This is a genomic window from Erwinia sp. AnSW2-5 (assembly GCF_045107195.1).
In the GTDB taxonomy this organism is placed as follows: Bacteria; Pseudomonadota; Gammaproteobacteria; order Enterobacterales; family Enterobacteriaceae; genus Erwinia.
Genome location: NZ_JBJGXA010000001.1, coordinates 18,882 through 35,625, shown reverse-complemented (window position 1 = coordinate 35,625; position 16,744 = coordinate 18,882). Strand labels below are relative to the sequence as shown.

Annotated in this window: 10 protein-coding genes; all 10 read right to left on the bottom strand. The window is 56.4% G+C overall.

Features of this window, described 5'->3' with window-relative positions; translation table 11 throughout:
- Positions 1-2 precede the first annotated feature (2 nt).
- Positions 3-4,058, bottom strand: a complete 4,056-nt coding sequence (locus tag ACFL9S_RS00140) for a cellulose synthase subunit BcsC-related outer membrane protein (protein ID WP_405259931.1) — start codon at positions 4,056-4,058, stop codon at positions 3-5.
- Positions 4,058-6,631, bottom strand: a complete 2,574-nt coding sequence (gene bcsB, locus ACFL9S_RS00135; RefSeq protein ID WP_405259583.1) for a cellulose biosynthesis cyclic di-GMP-binding regulatory protein BcsB — start codon at positions 6,629-6,631, stop codon at positions 4,058-4,060. The genes ACFL9S_RS00140 and bcsB overlap by 1 nt, the downstream gene beginning before the upstream one ends.
- The gene (gene bcsA, locus ACFL9S_RS00130; RefSeq protein WP_405259582.1) at positions 6,628-8,727 is read right to left on the bottom strand and encodes a UDP-forming cellulose synthase catalytic subunit; all 2,100 of its coding nucleotides are present in this window, start codon (positions 8,725-8,727) and stop codon (positions 6,628-6,630) included. The genes bcsB and bcsA overlap by 4 nt, the downstream gene beginning before the upstream one ends.
- A 96-nt stretch (positions 8,728-8,823) precedes the next feature.
- Positions 8,824-9,618: a cellulose biosynthesis protein BcsQ gene (gene bcsQ, locus ACFL9S_RS00125; protein WP_405259581.1), complete on the bottom strand. Its 795-nt coding sequence runs from the start codon at positions 9,616-9,618 to the stop codon at positions 8,824-8,826.
- A complete protein-coding gene (gene bcsO, locus ACFL9S_RS00120; protein WP_405259580.1) occupies positions 9,609-10,349 on the bottom strand; it encodes a cellulose biosynthesis protein BcsO in 741 nt (246 codons plus the stop codon). The genes bcsQ and bcsO overlap by 10 nt, the downstream gene beginning before the upstream one ends.
- 598 nt (positions 10,350-10,947) lie before the next feature.
- Positions 10,948-11,949 (bottom strand): dipeptide ABC transporter ATP-binding subunit DppF, encoded by a 1,002-nt coding sequence (gene dppF, locus ACFL9S_RS00115; RefSeq protein ID WP_405259579.1) that lies wholly within the window; start codon positions 11,947-11,949, stop codon positions 10,948-10,950.
- Positions 11,939-12,925, bottom strand: coding sequence for a dipeptide ABC transporter ATP-binding protein (gene dppD, locus ACFL9S_RS00110; protein WP_133844622.1), 987 nt, complete (start codon positions 12,923-12,925; stop codon positions 11,939-11,941). Before dppD ends, dppF begins: the two co-directional genes overlap by 11 nt.
- Before the next feature lie 8 nt (positions 12,926-12,933).
- The gene (gene dppC / locus ACFL9S_RS00105; protein WP_133844624.1) at positions 12,934-13,836 is read right to left on the bottom strand and encodes a dipeptide ABC transporter permease DppC; all 903 of its coding nucleotides are present in this window, start codon (positions 13,834-13,836) and stop codon (positions 12,934-12,936) included.
- 9 nt (positions 13,837-13,845) lie between these two features.
- Positions 13,846-14,865 carry a dipeptide ABC transporter permease DppB gene (gene dppB / locus ACFL9S_RS00100; RefSeq protein ID WP_405259930.1) on the bottom strand — a complete coding sequence of 340 codons (1,020 nt, stop codon included), beginning with the start codon at positions 14,863-14,865 and terminating at the stop codon, positions 13,846-13,848.
- Positions 14,866-15,071: 206 nt separating this feature from the next.
- Complete coding sequence (dppA, locus tag ACFL9S_RS00095; protein ID WP_405259578.1) at positions 15,072-16,682, bottom strand: dipeptide ABC transporter periplasmic-binding protein DppA; 1,611 nt, start codon at positions 16,680-16,682, stop codon at positions 15,072-15,074.
- Between the last annotated feature and the right edge of the window lie 62 nt (positions 16,683-16,744).

Genomic DNA, 16,744 nt, shown 5'->3' with positions numbered 1-16,744 from the left:
GCTTATTTGCCTCCCAGCATGTAGCGGAAGTAGAGCTGCGCTGTACTTTCGTTATAGTCGCCAAAGGTGTCATAGCCCAACTGACCGCCAATGGTAACGTCTTTGTTGATTTTGTAGTCCGCACCCGCGTGCAGGTTATACCCGATACCGCTTTTGCTGCCGCCGCTGAAGTAAGCTTCTTTGGCGTAACCCGCTGTCACCATATCTTCCAGCAGTGACTGGTAGTCGCTGTTGTTCGGGAAGTAAGCGCTCTTATCCTGAGTATAAGACTGATAACCCGCCGAGCCGCCAACCTTCACGCTGAGATCATCATAGGTCTGGGTAAAGTCCACCGGGAACGATACGCTGACATAGTTTTGCGGGCTGAAGTAACCACCGGAACCGTAGCTGAAGTTGCTGAGGTTTTTCGAGAAGTCCATCCAGCTGATGTTGATCCCGGTTTTCAGCTCGCGGTCATTAAAGTGGAACGGACGCACATAGGCGCCGGCGTTCCCCATTAGCGAGGTGTTGCTGGCCACGTTTTCACCGATATAGCTGTACCCGCCTGCGCCCACATAGAATCCGGCATCGCCATCATCGTAGCTCAGCATGGCGTTACCGCCGTTTTTGGTCACGCGGCCCCAGCTCTTACCGGAGTAGGCATCTTTCACACCCACATAGGAGAGCAGGCTGTCGGTGACGGCACGGCGCTCACCCGTCAGGATCAGCGTCAGGTAATCCGTCAGCTTCGGCGCCCATTTCACGCCACCGACCATCGTGCTGAGATCCTGGCCCAACGGTGTACTGCCGAGGTCAATCTTATAGCTGTCGCCGCTTAACGCCAGGTTCAGCTCCACGCCAGTTGCGGTCTGGGAGTCCGTCGAGGCTGACGATGCAGTATCAACGTTAACCTTACGAGAGGAGGCCGCCAGGTATTTTGCCAGCGCGGCGTTATTGTTCAGGCTCTGCAAGTTACTCAGGCCACTGTTAGTGAACGGATTATAATCCGCGCTATCAATGCCCGTAAGTTTGGTCAGTTCCGAACTGACGCCCGGGTTAGCGGCATCAAAAATTGCTTTGTCAGCGGTGGTTAAGCTGCTGTAGTTGGTCTGCTCATTCTTGATATTCTGAATCAGATTCTCAACGGAAACACCTGCCGCCCCGGTTCCCAGGCGACGGAAGGCATCGCCGCTGGCGCTACCTGCACTTAACGTCATTGGCGTTACGGTAAAGTCAAAGCGCGCATCACCCAGTGGTGAGCTGGACCATACCAGCGGCGCTTTGGCTTCGGTCAGCTTGCTTAAGCCGTTCTCGCCGTCACGCCCACGGATCTGAATACCGCCCTGCATCCAGGTGCCGGTATCTTTCGTCAGATCGTCCATCATGGTGTCGATCTGATGCAGCGTCTGATTCTGCTGGAGGGCCGCTTCTGAGCCACCGCCGACAACGGTCAGCCCGCCCACACTTCCCCCAATATCGCGGTAGTCACGCGCATCCGGCGCCTGCTGCCACGGCATGGTATTGCCATACACGGAAGGTGATTTGCGTACCGTCATGGTGGTGCGGTTGATAAACGGGTTATCAGACAGCGTCAGCCCACCAATACCGGCCGCGCTGCCCACGCTGCTGCCATCCAGGCCAATCATTTTGCCTTTCGCGGTGCGCAGGTAGCTCAGCGCCTGGTTGTGGTCGCCTTCCGCTTCGGAAACGCGCGCCAACAGCAGCAGACGTTCCGGTGACGGCTCCCCACGCAGACCGCTCGCCAGGCCGCGTGCTTTTGGCACGTCATTCAACGCAAGGGCGGTATTGATTGCCCCTTCACGTGCGTCCTGCGTGTCGGTGTCGCGCGTCATCAGGTAGTCGTAAACCACCGCCGCTTCTTTGTTCATTTTGCCGGACTGGTACAAACGCGCCATCGCGAACATCAGATCGGTGTTCTGCGGATCTTTCTGCAATGCGCCAATCAGTTTGTCGTAGGCGGCCGCATACTGTTTGCGTTCACGCAGGTTATCCACTTCATTGATCACCCCGCCGTTACGCAGACCCGCCAGCTGTTCGCTGGTGCTGCGTGACTGCAATTCAGGGTTACTGAGGAAGGCCTGCCCTTCTGCGCCCAGGCCTGCCTGGTTCAGTACCGCCACCTGCGCCGCATAGTCACCGGCGTTACCCTGCACGCCACGCTGCATGTTGGCGCGCACCAGGGACACCGCCGTAGACATATCACCCGCCTGCGCCAGGGCTTTCGCCAGGTTACCCACATCGGCCGGGTTCTGTGGCGGGTTCGCCGCCAGCACTTTCAGCGTATTCGCGGCTGCCGCGTTAGATCCCTGTGCCAGGTACTGCTGGGCGACGGACATCTGTTGGTTAAAGTTGACGCGTTGCACCAGCGCACGCATATCGGCGTTCTGGCTGCGGGCCGGAATGCGCGACAGCAGGCTCTGCGCCTGTGCCCAGGCACCGCTTTCGCTGGCAAACAGCGCGGCAGCATAGACTTCATTGCTGCTGGCGCCGTTACGGAAGGCAGGCTGCATCACACCCGATGCGGCGGCGGTATTGCCCTGCTGCTGATAAATACGCGCCAGATCGAGGCGTAACCAGCCATCGGCCGGGAAGCGCTGCATGCCCTGTTGCAGGATGCTGATGGCGCGCTGCGGATTCCCCGCGGCCAGCGCCTGTTTCGCGTCACGACGTACCGGATCGCTGGTGGCGACCGGACGCGGTGTTACCGCTTCGCGCACGCTGGCTGGCAGGGAAGCCAGCAGCGTGTTGGCTTCTGCGCTGCGGTTCTGCTGACGCAGAACGTAGAACAGCCCCTCTTTCGCCGGGCGGTTATCGGCATTGCTTGCCAGCACGTCGCGGTAGGTCTGCTCGGCCTGATCCAGCTGATTATTACGGCGCAGCACGTCAGCGCGGAACAGCTTCGCCGCTACACCTTTCTCGCCCGCCGCCTGCGTTAACGGTTCACTTAAGGTCAGCGCCTGGGCGCTGTCACCGGATTTCATCGCCTGCTGCGCAGTGGCTAACTGAGCATAGAAACGGGCATCGGCAGCCTGTTGCTGGCGCTGCTCGCTGTTGGTCCCGCCCAGCTTCGCTGCACGATCCAGGTAATCTGCTGCTTTAGCATAATCGCCGCTGCGCTGCGCCACATAGCCGAGACCGGCCAGGGCATCCGCATCTTCCGGGTTGGTTTGCAGCACCTGGTCGAAGGCGGTTTGCGCGCCCGTGACGTCGCCGCTGTTCAGTGCATTAAAGCCCTGGCCTTTCGCTGCGCCGCCGACGTTTTTACGGAAGTAGTCCAGCACCGTCTTATCCTGCGGATGACGTTGCTGGTAATTCTGGTACAGCGGGGCATCACCGGCCTGCGGACCCAGCCAGAGCAGGCCCTGGCGCAGAGAACGATCGGCATCGGCATTGCCGCCTGCCAGCGTTTCCAGCGTTTGCAGGCCTTCACGGCGGGTGGATTCCTGATAGGTCAGCGCTTTGCCGAGAGCCAGCTTCGCACCGGTATCCTGTGGATGCTGTGCTGAGAACTGGCGAAGGTTGTCCACCGCCTGCGGCAACAGGCTGCGATCGCCGGCCATCGTCAGGTAATACTCCGCCGCCACGCTGGCCGGAGGCTCAGTGCCGTTAAAGGTATTACGCCAGGTCTGTAGCGCGGCGGCGGTGTTGCCGCTGCGCGCCTGCTGACGTGCCAGTGACAGCTGCGCCGCCGGAATAGTTTGCAACTGGCGAGCGTTATCCAGCTCCGCCAGACGCGGATCCTGCGGAGAGACCTGGCTCAGACGGGCGCGCCATTTGGCCGCTGCGGCCCCGTCACCGCCCTGCTGGGACCAAAGCCCCATCAGATACAGCGCCTGGGTGTTGTTACCGTCGACCATCAGCACTTTGTTCAGGGCATCACGCGCCAGCTCATCATGGGCTTTCTGATGCCAGTAGTTCGCCTGGTCAAACAGCGCCTGAATCGCCGGGTTGTTCTCTGCGGCAAACAGCGGGAAAGCCATCACCGACAGTGCAAGACCGCTGCCGATCATCCAGCAATGACGAATTCTGGCGGTTAATGGGGTGAGTTTGGTTTTCATCATTCTTTTTTCTCGCCAGCGCTATTGGAATTATTATTCGGTTGCAGACGGCGCCGTGAATGGCGTTTCAGCAGAACATAGGCACTCAGACCCACCACCGCAGAACAGAACAGCGCCAGCAACGACAGCAGCACCGCATGCTGGTTGGCATACCACACCACCATCATGTACCACGGCATTTGCCCGCTCGGGAACTGCGCACCCACGCGGAAGCTGCGAATACCGTTTTCATCCGTGATGATCGCCGTATCGCCACGAATACCGGCGTTAATGCGCGACGAGGTCATATCGGTATGCAAACGGGCCAGCTGGTTATCATCCGTTGCCACGGTCATGACCACCAGGCGGCTGCTGTTCCACGGAGAGCGATAGCTGATAAAGCCACGCCAGTCTTCATTCGACGAGAAGTAACGGTCAGCATCCAGCGTCTGGCGATACCAGTCACCGGTCAGCCAGCCCCGTAGGTTGTCCAGCGTATTCGGCACTTTAACGCCCAGCGTATGGTTGTTCAGCTCATACGGTGAGCTCGCCAGCATCTCGCGGTTAAAGTTGACCTGCGCCAGCGTAGATACCGACAGAATGTCGCTGTTTTCCAGACGCCCGCGCAGTGTGCCGGTGGCCGGAATACCAAACATCACACTGTTCTGGCTAAGGGCCACACCGGTCGCGTTACCCGAACGACCCGCCATATCCAGCAGAGTGCTGATTTCCGCATCACTCGGCTTTTCAGGCAGCATCAGTACCGTCTGCGAATAGTCGGCCAGACGTGAGAACGGGAAGGATGCACCGACAAAGTAAGAGAGGTTCGGCAACAGCGTAAAGTGACGGGTATGGCTCAGATCGATAAACGAATCATCCTCAATCCGGCTCTTGATGTTGTTGTTGGTCAGCACGCTACAAGGTGCGCTGGCCTTCGGCTTGATGTTGAAATAGAGCTGCATCTGGTTGTCGCCGTAAATCAGGTACGGGTCCAGTTTCAGGCTGTATTTCTCCTGGCGCGCATCGCCGCCAAGACGGTGCCAGATGTTCTCCAGCAGGCCAACTTTGTTCACCGTCAGGTTGCGCAGGAAGGTGCCGTTCAGCGTGACGTTGAGCAGAGAGCTGTCTTCATCGATCCAGCTTTCAGACGGGAAGCGATAGTTCAACTGTACTGGAATGCTGTCGCCGTCCCACAGGAACAGATCAGGCGCGGCGCGGAAGTTCACGCGCAGCGCATCGTGCCAGAGACCGGTGGTGGTCAGGTTCTGATCTTTACGCAGCAGCTCGCTCAGGCGAACCGGGCGTTCAGTGTTGATCCAGCGTGGCGCATCGTAAGGTTGACGCAGCGGCATACTCTGCGGAGCCACGGCCAGCGACGGTTCATCTACGCTGAGGGGTTGCAGCAGTCGCCAGGTCGCCTGACGCAGCTGGTCATCGGTTTTCCCAACGATCAGCAGCAGCTTGTACACCGGGTTGTCCGGGTTATTGACGATTTGCAGTGACGGACCTTCGCTGTCCGGTAACGTCAGGCTGCCAATTTTCTCGCCGGGGTGACCAAACACCACGCCGTTTTTCTCTGGCAGCTGCCCACGCATCACCGGGAAGCTGATGCCACGATAGTCCGCCTGAATGCCCATCCAGGAGGAGAGGATCGCTGCGGCACTCACTTCACCTGGCGTGACATTATCGCCAAAGATCATGGCAACGCTGGCCGGGCTCATGCGCAGGGGATCAATAAACGGACGCGGGAAGTTACGCAGGCTGGTGCCGATGTTCAACTGCTGGCCTTCCAGCGCCAGCGTGGTTTTCGGCAGAATGGTTACCTGGTACTGCTGATCGCTGTCGCGCTCACAGATTAACTGGTCAGCATCGTTAACTTTGAAGCTCAGATTGTTACTCGACACCACCATCGCAGCGGGAATATCCAGCTGATAATCCTCGCTGGCACGATCGGACGCACTCAGTGGCAAGGTGCCCAGCGGCTGACCGTTCAGCATCAGTTGCAGCGAGGTATTACGCGCTGCCAGTGCCTGAGACACTTTCAGCGACAGGTTCAGACGCGCATTGGTGATGACTTCATCCGTCGGCAGCGTAAAGACGATACCCGACTGCAACTGGCCGCCGGTCAGCGTAATACCCTGCGCCTGGCCCATCTGCGCCACACTGACCGTACTGGTCAACGGCTGGTTCAGCATCACGGTTTGCGCTGCCGCCGCATCGTCCATCACCGGAGCAGGTAACGGTGGCAGGCCCGCAGGCAGCCCCTCGTTAGTGCCCGGCGGCAGTGCGGCTTCTTCGCCCGCAGGTAAGTCACCTTCCGCAGCAGCAGCAGGCTGATCGTTTTCTTGTAATTCAGCAGACGGCGTAGCAGACCGATCGTTTTCTTGTGGTTCAGCAGACGGTGTAGCAGACCGATCGTTTTCTTGTGGTTCAGCAGACGGTGTAGCCGGTGCCGCAGCGGCGCCGACATCCGCCGGAGGCGGAATATCAGACAGCGCGCTGCTGTCCTGGGTCACGCTGGTCGGATCGGCCTGAACACTGCCCAGGGTGAGCGCTGTACTCAGGCACAGTGCGCGCAGTAATAATTGCTTCATGCCACACTATCCTCTTCCGCTTGTGCCACACGTTTTTTCCTGGCGCGTCTGTCTTGAAACGTCAGCCAGAACAGTTCAAATACCGTACGAATAATGGTTAACAGCGAACGCAGCGGATTATCTTTGCGCCCTTCTGGTTGGATCCATGCATCGGCACGCGACAGCACCACACGCACCAGTTCACGACGACGCGACAGCGGCATTTCATGGAACTGTAAGCGGATCACGCCATCTTCAGCACCGATAAACTGCACAGGGATGGAGATCACACCGGATTGCAGGATGACATCAATCGCTTCAATCTCATCGTTTTCATGACGCTGGTCCGGGGCCTGAATCTGTGCGCCGCCCATCGACAGGTTGATGGTATTGGTACGCGAAGAGATACCGCTGGCGTAATGCATCACGACCGGCAGATTGACATCAATACGGATGGTTTTACGCACCTGCTTGGTCTCACGCGCCACGGCGATGGCCGCCATCAGAATAATCAGGCTGAAGGTTCCCCAACCGACGTTCAGCGCAATCACGTAAGGATCAACGCCAAAGTAATCATGGGCGGTGGCGCGAATGATGCCGCTAACCACACCGACTAACAGCAACAGGGCACAGATCACATGCGGGCGCACAATGTTGAAGTCGAAGAAACCGACATCCAACAGGCCACCTTTATCCGTCACGTTAAACTTACCGTGCTTCGGAGAAATCATGGTCAGGAGGGTCGGGATCACCAGGTGGAATGCCATCACCGTTTCGTAAATTTCACCCCAGAAGGTGGCACGGAAACGGCCGTTCATACGGGAGTTAACGTACAGCGACATCACCAGGTGCGGCAGCACATAAGCAAAGATCAGGCTGGCTGAAGAGTGAATGATGTTCAGGTTAAACAGCAGGTACGCCAGCGGTGCCGTCAGGAAGATCACGCGCGGCAGACCGAACTGGAAGTGCAGCATGGCGTTGAGATAGCACAGACGCTGCTGCCATTTCAGGCCCCGGCCCAGCAGTGGGTTATCGACGCGGAAAATCTGCGTCATACCCCGCGCCCAGCGGGTACGCTGAACAATATGCAGACCGAGACGTTCGGTCGCCAGACCGGCCGCCAGCGGGATCGCCAGGAAGGCAGAGCCCCAGCCCAGACGCTGCATTTTCAGCGCGGTGTGCGCATCTTCGGTCACGGTTTCAACCGCAAAACCGCCAATCTCTTCCAGCGCTGAACGGCGGATCACCGCACAGGAACCGCAGAAGAAGGTCGCGTTCCAGTTATCGTTACCCTGCTGTACCGGGCCGTAGAACAGTGCGCCTTCGTTAGGAATTTCACGTGCGGCTTTCAGGTTACGTTCAAACGGGTCCGGCGAATAAAAGTAGTGAGGCGTTTGCAGCAGTGCCAGCTTGTCGTCTTTCAGGAAGGCACCGACGGTCGCCTGGAGGAAAGTACGGGTCGCTACGTGGTCACAGTCAAACACGCAGATCAATTCACCTTTGGTGATTTTCATCGCGTGGTTCAGGTTACCGGCTTTCGCATGGCGGTTATCATCACGGGTGATGTAACCCACACCAACATCGGCGGCAAAGCGGGCAAATTCGCTGCGCTTACCGTCATCAAGCAGATAGATTTTTATCTTATCGCTCGGATAGTCGATGCACTGGGCCGCCAGCACGGTATCACGGACGACGTCCAGGCTTTCGTTGTAGCTGGGGACATAGACATCCACCGTTGGCCACAGGCTGACATCATCCGGCAGCGGCTCAATAGGACGCTTAAGCGGCCATGACGTTTGCAGGTAACCGAGGATTAATATCAGCCAGACGTATAGTTCAGCAATAAATAACCCAATACCGAGAATGGCTTCTACTTCAGAATTAAAATGCAGCGTCTCCGTCGCGCGCCAGTAAATATAACGCGTAGACATCATTGCGGAGAGGATAACCATCACCAGCGAGATTTTTTTGCTCTTGCTGATCCCTAATAAGAACAGGATAGCGATAGAGATTAAGCCGAAAATATATTGTTTCTGGCTGTCCATCGGTGTGACGATGATAACTGCGGCTAAGGGGGATAATATCAGCAGCAGCAGATAAAACAGGACTTTGTTCATAAGTCATCCTGAATACGTATTGTTATAATTCGTGGCAACCCAAATTCATCGTGCCACGCGTCTTCAGGCGTCCCTGCCTGGCAATAAATCCAGCCGTTAACGGGACTTTAGCGGGGCGTGCATTTCACCATCACCGACTTTGATGTTAAGCAGCGCCGACAGGCGTTTACTGACCAGCTCAATATCAAATGCCGCGGCGGAGACCGGGCTAAAATCAAAAATCGACTGCTGGGAAGCATTGGCTTCCGCCACGCTTTCATCGCGGTTAACCACCCCAATCAGCCTGTCGCCAAGGCGCTGCTGCATGAACGCGGTGACATCACGGCTAATATTACGGCGGTTATCACTCTGATTCAGAACAAAATAATGACCACCACGGTGATTCAGTGCGCCACCAATCATTTTTTCATTTTCAATCTGTGGCAGCAAAGACAGTGAAGCGGTGTCGGCCAGCATCACCACTAAATGCATATCGGCCAGAGCGGCCATAGCTTTAAGCGCCGGACCCGGACCCGGAGGGAAATCAGCGATAATCACCAGCCCCGGATAGTTGAGAACGGAGTGCAGGCCTCGCGCCAGAAAGTTGGGATCTTTCAGATTTTCTTCAAACTCAAGGCGTTGCTGTTCTGTTGCATCACCATAAGGCAGCACGAAAATATTGCCGCCGGTGGTGAGGATTGACTGGCTCCAGTCAGAAGATTCGGCTGATTTCGCCACAAATCCACGGCTATCAGCCAGCGGAACACCAAAGTGCAGGCGCAGGGCATTTTGCACGTCAAAGTCGATCGCCAGTACCTTGCTGCCACCGCGTGCGAGGGCATGAGCAAGGTTGGCTGCCATGGTGGTTTTACCCACACCGCCTTTAGGGGAGCAAACACAAACTAACGGCATGAGGCAATTTTCTCCAACAAGGGATGTAACAACATATCTTTCGGCAGCGCAGAGGAGGCCGGTGCGGCTGCCGTACTAAACAACTGTTTAAAGCTGACATTCGCAGGGGCTTCAACAGCAGGCGAAGGTACAGGAATAGCGGGCTGAGCGGCCACAGGCTGCGGCGCAGGAACCGTTGCGGCCTGGAATACAGGCGGTGCAGGAACGACGTGCGCCGGCTGCTCCATACTTAACGGTGGCGCAGGCGCCGTGCTGGCGGCCAGCTGCGCTAACAGTGAGCTACCTGATACCGCCGTTTGCTGTGCAACCGGCATGGCGCGCAGTACAACAGGCTCAGCAGCCGGAGCCTTAAGCGGAGTGGGTTTAACCACGTCAGCAGGCGCATCGGCGGGCGGCAACGAAGCAGAAATACTGTCGAGCAGCGATGCACCAACGCGATCGGAATCGCCCGGCGTGGCAGGCACGAAGGACTGTACCGACAGCGGTGATGTGACAGGCACAATTTCCGCAGAGGACGGTGTAAAAGCAGCGGGATGAACAGGTTGAGGAGCAGCCCGATCAATGCGCTGACTGTTATCCAGTACCGACCCTGCGCCCACATTCAACAACTGTTTGATAACCGCCCAGTTGGTGGTTGTTGAGTCAAGCACCTGCTCAGACATGTCTTTGAATTCAATATGGTTTGTTTGCGTTTTTTCTTTAAAACGCTGCAGGTCATCATAGCTTTTCATGAGTATGATCGCGCAAGGTGGATGATTTCGCGGCAATATAACATACAATTTTTAATTAGTTCAGACTATTCTCATACCATAGATAAAACACTTTTAATGGGTTAATAACCTGAAATTTAATAAAAAAATATAATTACATGAGTGATATATCAGCCGGGTGATTATTTGTCTTAGTGGTCTATTTATCACATATTAGTGTGAGCCATTTCATTAAAATGAAATACCCCGTCAATCCTGACTCTTTCTTAGCGATTTATTTACCTCTGCAATATTATTTCCAGTGCATAGTTTTCTCTCTTATCGCATACAGTCTGCATAACTTACTGAAAAAAAACGCCTGTCATGCGTATTCTGCTCGTTTCAGAGCGCATGGACTTAAAACCGATACATTAGCCCGCTTTTCATACAGCATAGCAGTGCCTGGTGAATCTCGCATTTCTCTTAAGGTTTTCATCTGGCTTATCGGAAAAACACCATGTGGTGCCTGATAAATGAGAAGGAACAGTACTGATTTTGGCAGCGCCGCCCGGTCGATAGCGGGCGTGCAAGACAGGATTGCCCTTCCGAAGAAGGGCAATTTTTAGGGCAAGCTGAAAGGTCAGGTCGGGCTGTTTTCGTCCTGTTCTACGGCAAAACAGGCGACCTGCTGCGCACCAAACGTTTTCAACTGCGGTTGCAGCTGCACGCAGGTGCCAAACTGGCGGCGACAACGGGCGTTAAATGCACATCCCGGCGGTGGATTAAGCGGGCTTGGCAACTCGCCGGTCAGCTTAATGCGCTCGCGCCGCTCATCCGGGTTGAGACGTGGCGTCGCCGACAACAACGCCTGAGTATAAGGATGGCGCGGATTGGCGAAAATCTCTTCCTTACTGCCCTTCTCCACACAGCGCCCCAGATACATCACCATCACCTCATCCGCGATATGTTCCACCACCGACAGGTCGTGGGAGATAAACACGTAAGAGAGGCCGAGATCCTGTTGCAGGTCCATCATCAGGTTCAGCACCTGCGCACGCACCGACACGTCGAGCGCTGACACCGGTTCATCGGCGATCAACACGTCCGGGTCCAGCATCAGCCCGCGTGCAATGGCAATACGCTGACGCTGCCCGCCGGAGAACATATGCGGGTAGCGGTCGTAGTGTTCGGTTTTCAGGCCGACCTTCGCCATCATCTCCAGCGTTTTCTCCCGACGTTCAGCGCGCGTCAGGTCCGTATTAATCAATAACGGTTCTTCGAGGATCTGGCTGACCTTCTTACGCGGGTTCAGAGAACCATAGGGGTTCTGGAAGACAATCTGAATTTTCTGGCGTCGGAGCTTCTGCGCCTGCGGGTCATGCTTCAGCAGATCCTGCCCCTGGTAGAACAGCTGACCTTCGGTCGGCGTTTCAATCATGGTCAGCAGACGGCCAAGCGTGGATTTACCGCAGCCGGACTCCCCCACCACCGCCAGCGTTTTGCCACGTTCCAGATCGAACGAGACGCCATCCAGCGCTTTGACCAGACGCTCCTGACCAAACAAGCCTTTTTTAACCGGGTAGTGCTTTTTCAGATCGATCGCCTGCATCAGTAGCGTCGATTTATCGTGTTCAGGCTTCATAAGTAGGTCTCCCGGCATCATCCAGTGGGAAATGACATTTGGACTGACGCCCGGCAATATCACGCAGTGGCGGCTCCTCGCTGCGGCAGCGATCTTTGGCATACGGGCAGCGTGGGTTGAGCAGGCAGCCGTTCGGGCGGTCATACTTGCCGGGCACCACGCCCGGTAACGAAGCGAGACGTGCTTTATCCGCCGCGAACTCCGGCAGCGCACGCAGCAAGGCCTGGGTATAAGGATGGCGCGGGGCTTTAAAGATATCGACCGCCTTGCCGGTTTCCACCACCTGGCCTGCGTACATCACAATAATGTGCTGCGCGGCTTCCGCTACCAGCGCCAGATCGTGCGTAATCAGGATCAGCGCCATATTCTCCTGGCGTTGCAGGTCGAGCAGCAGCTCAATGATCTGCGCCTGAATGGTCACATCGAGCGCGGTGGTCGGCTCATCGGCAATCAACAGCTTAGGCCGGCAGGCAATCGCCATAGCGATCATCACGCGCTGGCTCATCCCCCCCGAAAGCTGATGCGGATACACGTCAAGGCGCGACGACGGGTCAGGAATACCGACCTGGTTGAGCAGGTCGATAGCGCGCTGACGGCGGGTACGCTTGTTGCCCCCCTGATGCACCTTGATGGCTTCCATAATCTGGAAACCCACGGTGTAGCACGGGTTGAGGCTGGTCATCGGGTCCTGGAAAATCATCGCGACATCGGAGCCCACCAGCTGGCGGCGCTCTTTTTCCGAAATGCGTTTCAGGTCACGCTGGTTAAACACCAGGTTGTCTGCCATCACTTTGCCGGGATAATCAATCAGCCCCATAATCGCCAGAGAACTGACGGATTTACCGGAGCCGGACTCACCGACAATACCCACCACCTGACCCTGCTCAACCTGGTAGCTGATGCGGTCGACGGCGCGGAAAGGTGCTTTTTCGTCACCGAAATGCACCGAAAGCTTATCTACAGTTAATAGTGCCATCTCGCTGCCTACTGTTTGAGTTTCGGGTCAAGGGCGTCGCGTAAACCATCGCCCATCAGGTTGAATGCCAGTACCGTTAGCAGAATGGCAACACCCGGGAAGGTGACCACCCACCAGGCACTTTGCGCGAACTGCAACACGTCGGAGAGCATGGTGCCCCACTCCGGTGTTGGTGGCTGCGCACCCATACCCAGGAAACCCAGCGCGGCCATATCGAGGATCGCGTTGGAAAAACCGAGAGATGCCTGCACGATCAGCGGTGCCAGGCAGTTTGGTAAAATATTGACGAACATCTGGCGCACGGCGCCCGCCCCGGCCACGCGGGAAGCGGTAACATAGTCGCGCGTCACCTCCACCAGCACCGCCGCACGGGTCAGACGGATATAGTGCGGCAGAGCAACAAAGGTCAGCGCTATCGAGGCGTTAACAATCGACGGACCGAAGATCGCCACCAGCACCAGGGCCAGCAGCAGGCTTGGCAGCGCCAGCATGATATCCACCAGACGCATAATTGCCGCATCCACGGAACCGCCAACGTAGCCCGCAATCAGGCCGAAAATCACGCCGAAGATCAGCGACAGCACCACCACCAGGCAACCGACCAGCAGCGACAGGCGGGCACCGTACATCAGGCGCGAAAGCACGTCGCGGCCAACATCATCCGTGCCGAAAACATACTGCCAGCTGCCGCCTTCCTGCCAGGCCGGCGGGCGCAGTAACGCATCGCGGAACTGTTCAGCGGGGGCGTGCGGTGCCAGCACGTTGGCAAACACGGCGATAATAATCATCAATACGACGTAAACCAGGCCAATCACGGCACCTTTATTACGCTTAAAGTAGTGCCAGAATTCCTGTAACGGGGTCATCGGCTTGGGTGCAGCGTTAACGCTGCCTGGATCCACAACAGACATGTTGGCCCCTTATTTCTTGTGACGGATGCGGGGGTTAACCACACCGTAAAGCACGTCGACCAGCAGGTTGACGAAGATAATCAACGTGGCCACCATCAGCACCCCACCCTGAACCACCGGGTAGTCGCGGCGCTGAAGTGCGTCGATTAACCAACGCCCCAGGCCCGGCCAGGAAAAGATGGTTTCCGTCAGGATGGCGCCCGCCAGCAGCGTACCGACCTGAAGGCCAATCACCGTGACCACCGGCAGCATGGCGTTACGTAACGCATGCACCACGATCACCCGCATCGGCGTCAGCCCTTTGGCGCGCGCGGTACGGATATAGTCTTCGCCTAACACTTCCAGCATTGCCGAGCGCGTCATACGCACAATCACGGCCAGCGGAATGGTCCCCAGCACAATGGCGGGCAGGATCATATGCATCACGGCATCTTTGAAGTCGCCGGGTTCGCCCCAGAACAGGGTATCAATCAGCATAAAGCCGGTGAGCGGCTGGGTGTCATCAAGGAACACCGTATCGCCGATTCGCCCGGACACCGGGGTCAGATTGAGCTGCACCGAAACCAGCATGATCAGCATCATGCCCCACCAGAAGATCGGCATGGAGTAACCGGTCAGGGAGATGCCCACCGCCGTGTGGTCAAAAACAGAACCACGTTTGACTGCGGCCAGCACGCCCACCGGAATACCGACGGCAACGGCAAACAGCATCGCGCAGAAGCCCAGCTCCAGCGTGGCTTTAAAGCGCGGGACAAACTCTTCCCATACCGGGACACGGCTTTTCAGTGAGATACCGAGATCGCCATGCATCACGCCTTTGATATAGGAGAGGTATTGCTGCCAGAGTGGCTGATCCAGACCGAGCTGGGCCATCAACTGCGCATGACGTTCAGGGGAGATACCGCGCTCGCCCACCATGATCATCACCGGGTCACCGGGGATCATATGAACAAACGCGAAGGTTAACAGGGTGATACCGATAAACGTTGGGATAACAAGTCCCAAGCGTCGGAGTATGAACTGCAGCATATTCCGCATTCTCTATTAGTTCCTGCCAGCCGTAACCGACAGGATTATTATTGCTCACATCTTGCGCGCGAAAATCCTCAGAGGACATTCACCCGCGACGCAGCGAACTGCGCCTTGACGACCTTTTTGCTTCCTGGCACATGCAGAGGGCCAGCTAACCTGGCCCCGACAAGAGTACGGGGGCCGGATCGCTCCGGCCCGACGTATTATTCCTGGATATCGGCAGTTTCGAAGTGATGTTTGCCAAGCGGATCAACCACATAGCCTGACACTTTTTTACTGACTGGCTCGTAGACTGTAGAGTGCGCGACAATCAGCGCAGGCGCCTGGTCATGCATCACGACCTGAGCCTGTTTGTAGTATTCAATGCGTTTGTTGTGATCGACTTCTGCACGTGCCGGTTGGATCTGATCTTCAAACGGCTTGTAGCACCAGCGAGAATAGTTCGAGCCATCTTTCGCAGCCGCACAGCTGAACAGGGTGGCGAAGAAGTTATCCGGGTCCCCATTGTCGCCGGTCCAGCCCATCATGACGGTCTGGTGTTCACCGGCTTTAGCACGCTTCAGATACTCGCCCCACTCGTAGGTGACAATCTTGGCTTTCACGCCAATTTTCGCCCAGTCGCTCTGAATCATTTCAGCCATACGGCGTGCGTTCGGGTTGTAAGGACGCTGTACCGGCATTGCCCACAGGTCGATAGCGAAGCCATCCGCCATACCGGCCTCTTTCAGCAAAGCTTTGGCTTTCACTGGATCGTACGGATAGTCCTGAACGGCATCGTTGTAGCCCCACATGGTTGGTGGGATCAGGTTTTTCGCTTCCTGGCCCGCGCCCTGGTAGACCGCTTCGATGATCGCTTTCTTGTTCACTGCCATGGTCAGCGCCTGACGAACTTTCAGGTTATCCAGTGGCTTTTTCTCAACGTTAAATGACAGATAGCCGACGTTCAGGCCAGGCTGTTCCATCAGGTTGATATTTTTATCCTGCTTCATGCGCGCGATATCAGCCGGGTTCGGGTACGGCATCACCTGGCATTCGCCTTTCTGCATTTTGGCGTAACGGACGGACGCATCCGGGGTGATGGAGAACACCAGGCGGTCAATCTTCGCCTTGGTGCCCCAATAATCCGTATTGGCTTTGTACAGAATGCGCGAGTCTTTCTGGTACTGCAGTAACTGGAACGGACCCGTACCGACCGGGTTGAGATCCAGCTTCTCCGGCGTACCGGCTTTCATCATATTGTCAGCGTATTCAGCCGACAGGATAGAGGCGAAGTCCATGCCCAGGTCGGCCAGGAACGGCGACTCAGGACGGGTCAGCTCGAAGCGCACAGTGGAGTCATCCACTTTCACGATTTTGCTGATCAGCTTCGGCATATCCATGCCTTCGAAATATTCGTAGCTGCCGCCAGACACGCCATGATATTTGTTGTTTTTATCCAACTGGCGCTCGAACGAGAACACCACATCGTCGGCATTGAAATCGCGGGTTGGCTTGAAGTCTTTAGTGGTTTGCCACTTCACACCTTTACGCAGGTGGAAGGTATAGGTTTTGCCATCCGCGCTGACATCCCATTTTTCAGCCAGTCCTGGCTGCAACTCAGTCGTTCCGGTTTTGAACTCAACCAGACGGTTGTAGATCGGCACGGAACTGGCGTCATAGGTGGTGCCAGAGGTGAATAACTGCGGGTTAAAACCTTCAGGCGAACCTTCAGAACAATATACCAGGGTCTTCGCCTGAACACCTGTAGCCATTAACAACGCGATTGCGCTGAGACCGACTTTCAGCATCCCGGATTTAGCCAGGGAAATACTCATGCTTATGCTCCAATAGTGATGTGATGTTGTTGTGTGCATACCCGTCGTACTGTTATTGGCAG

What these genes read in the sequence shown, in the direction of transcription:
- ACFL9S_RS00140 (WP_405259931.1), bottom strand. Translation starts at nt 4,058, where the DNA reads ATGAAAACCAAACTCACCCCATTAACCGCCAGAATTCGTCATTGCTGG.
- bcsB (WP_405259583.1), bottom strand. Translation starts at nt 6,631, where the DNA reads ATGAAGCAATTATTACTGCGCGCACTGTGCCTGAGTACAGCGCTCACC.
- bcsA (WP_405259582.1), bottom strand. Translation starts at nt 8,727, where the DNA reads ATGAACAAAGTCCTGTTTTATCTGCTGCTGCTGATATTATCCCCCTTA.
- bcsQ (WP_405259581.1), bottom strand. Translation starts at nt 9,618, where the DNA reads ATGCCGTTAGTTTGTGTTTGCTCCCCTAAAGGCGGTGTGGGTAAAACC.
- bcsO (WP_405259580.1), bottom strand. Translation starts at nt 10,349, where the DNA reads ATGAAAAGCTATGATGACCTGCAGCGTTTTAAAGAAAAAACGCAAACA.
- dppF (WP_405259579.1), bottom strand. Translation starts at nt 11,949, where the DNA reads ATGAAGCCTGAACACGATAAATCGACGCTACTGATGCAGGCGATCGAT.
- dppD (WP_133844622.1), bottom strand. Translation starts at nt 12,925, where the DNA reads ATGGCACTATTAACTGTAGATAAGCTTTCGGTGCATTTCGGTGACGAA.
- dppC (WP_133844624.1), bottom strand. Translation starts at nt 13,836, where the DNA reads ATGTCTGTTGTGGATCCAGGCAGCGTTAACGCTGCACCCAAGCCGATG.
- dppB (WP_405259930.1), bottom strand. Translation starts at nt 14,865, where the DNA reads ATGCTGCAGTTCATACTCCGACGCTTGGGACTTGTTATCCCAACGTTT.
- dppA (WP_405259578.1), bottom strand. Translation starts at nt 16,682, where the DNA reads ATGAGTATTTCCCTGGCTAAATCCGGGATGCTGAAAGTCGGTCTCAGC.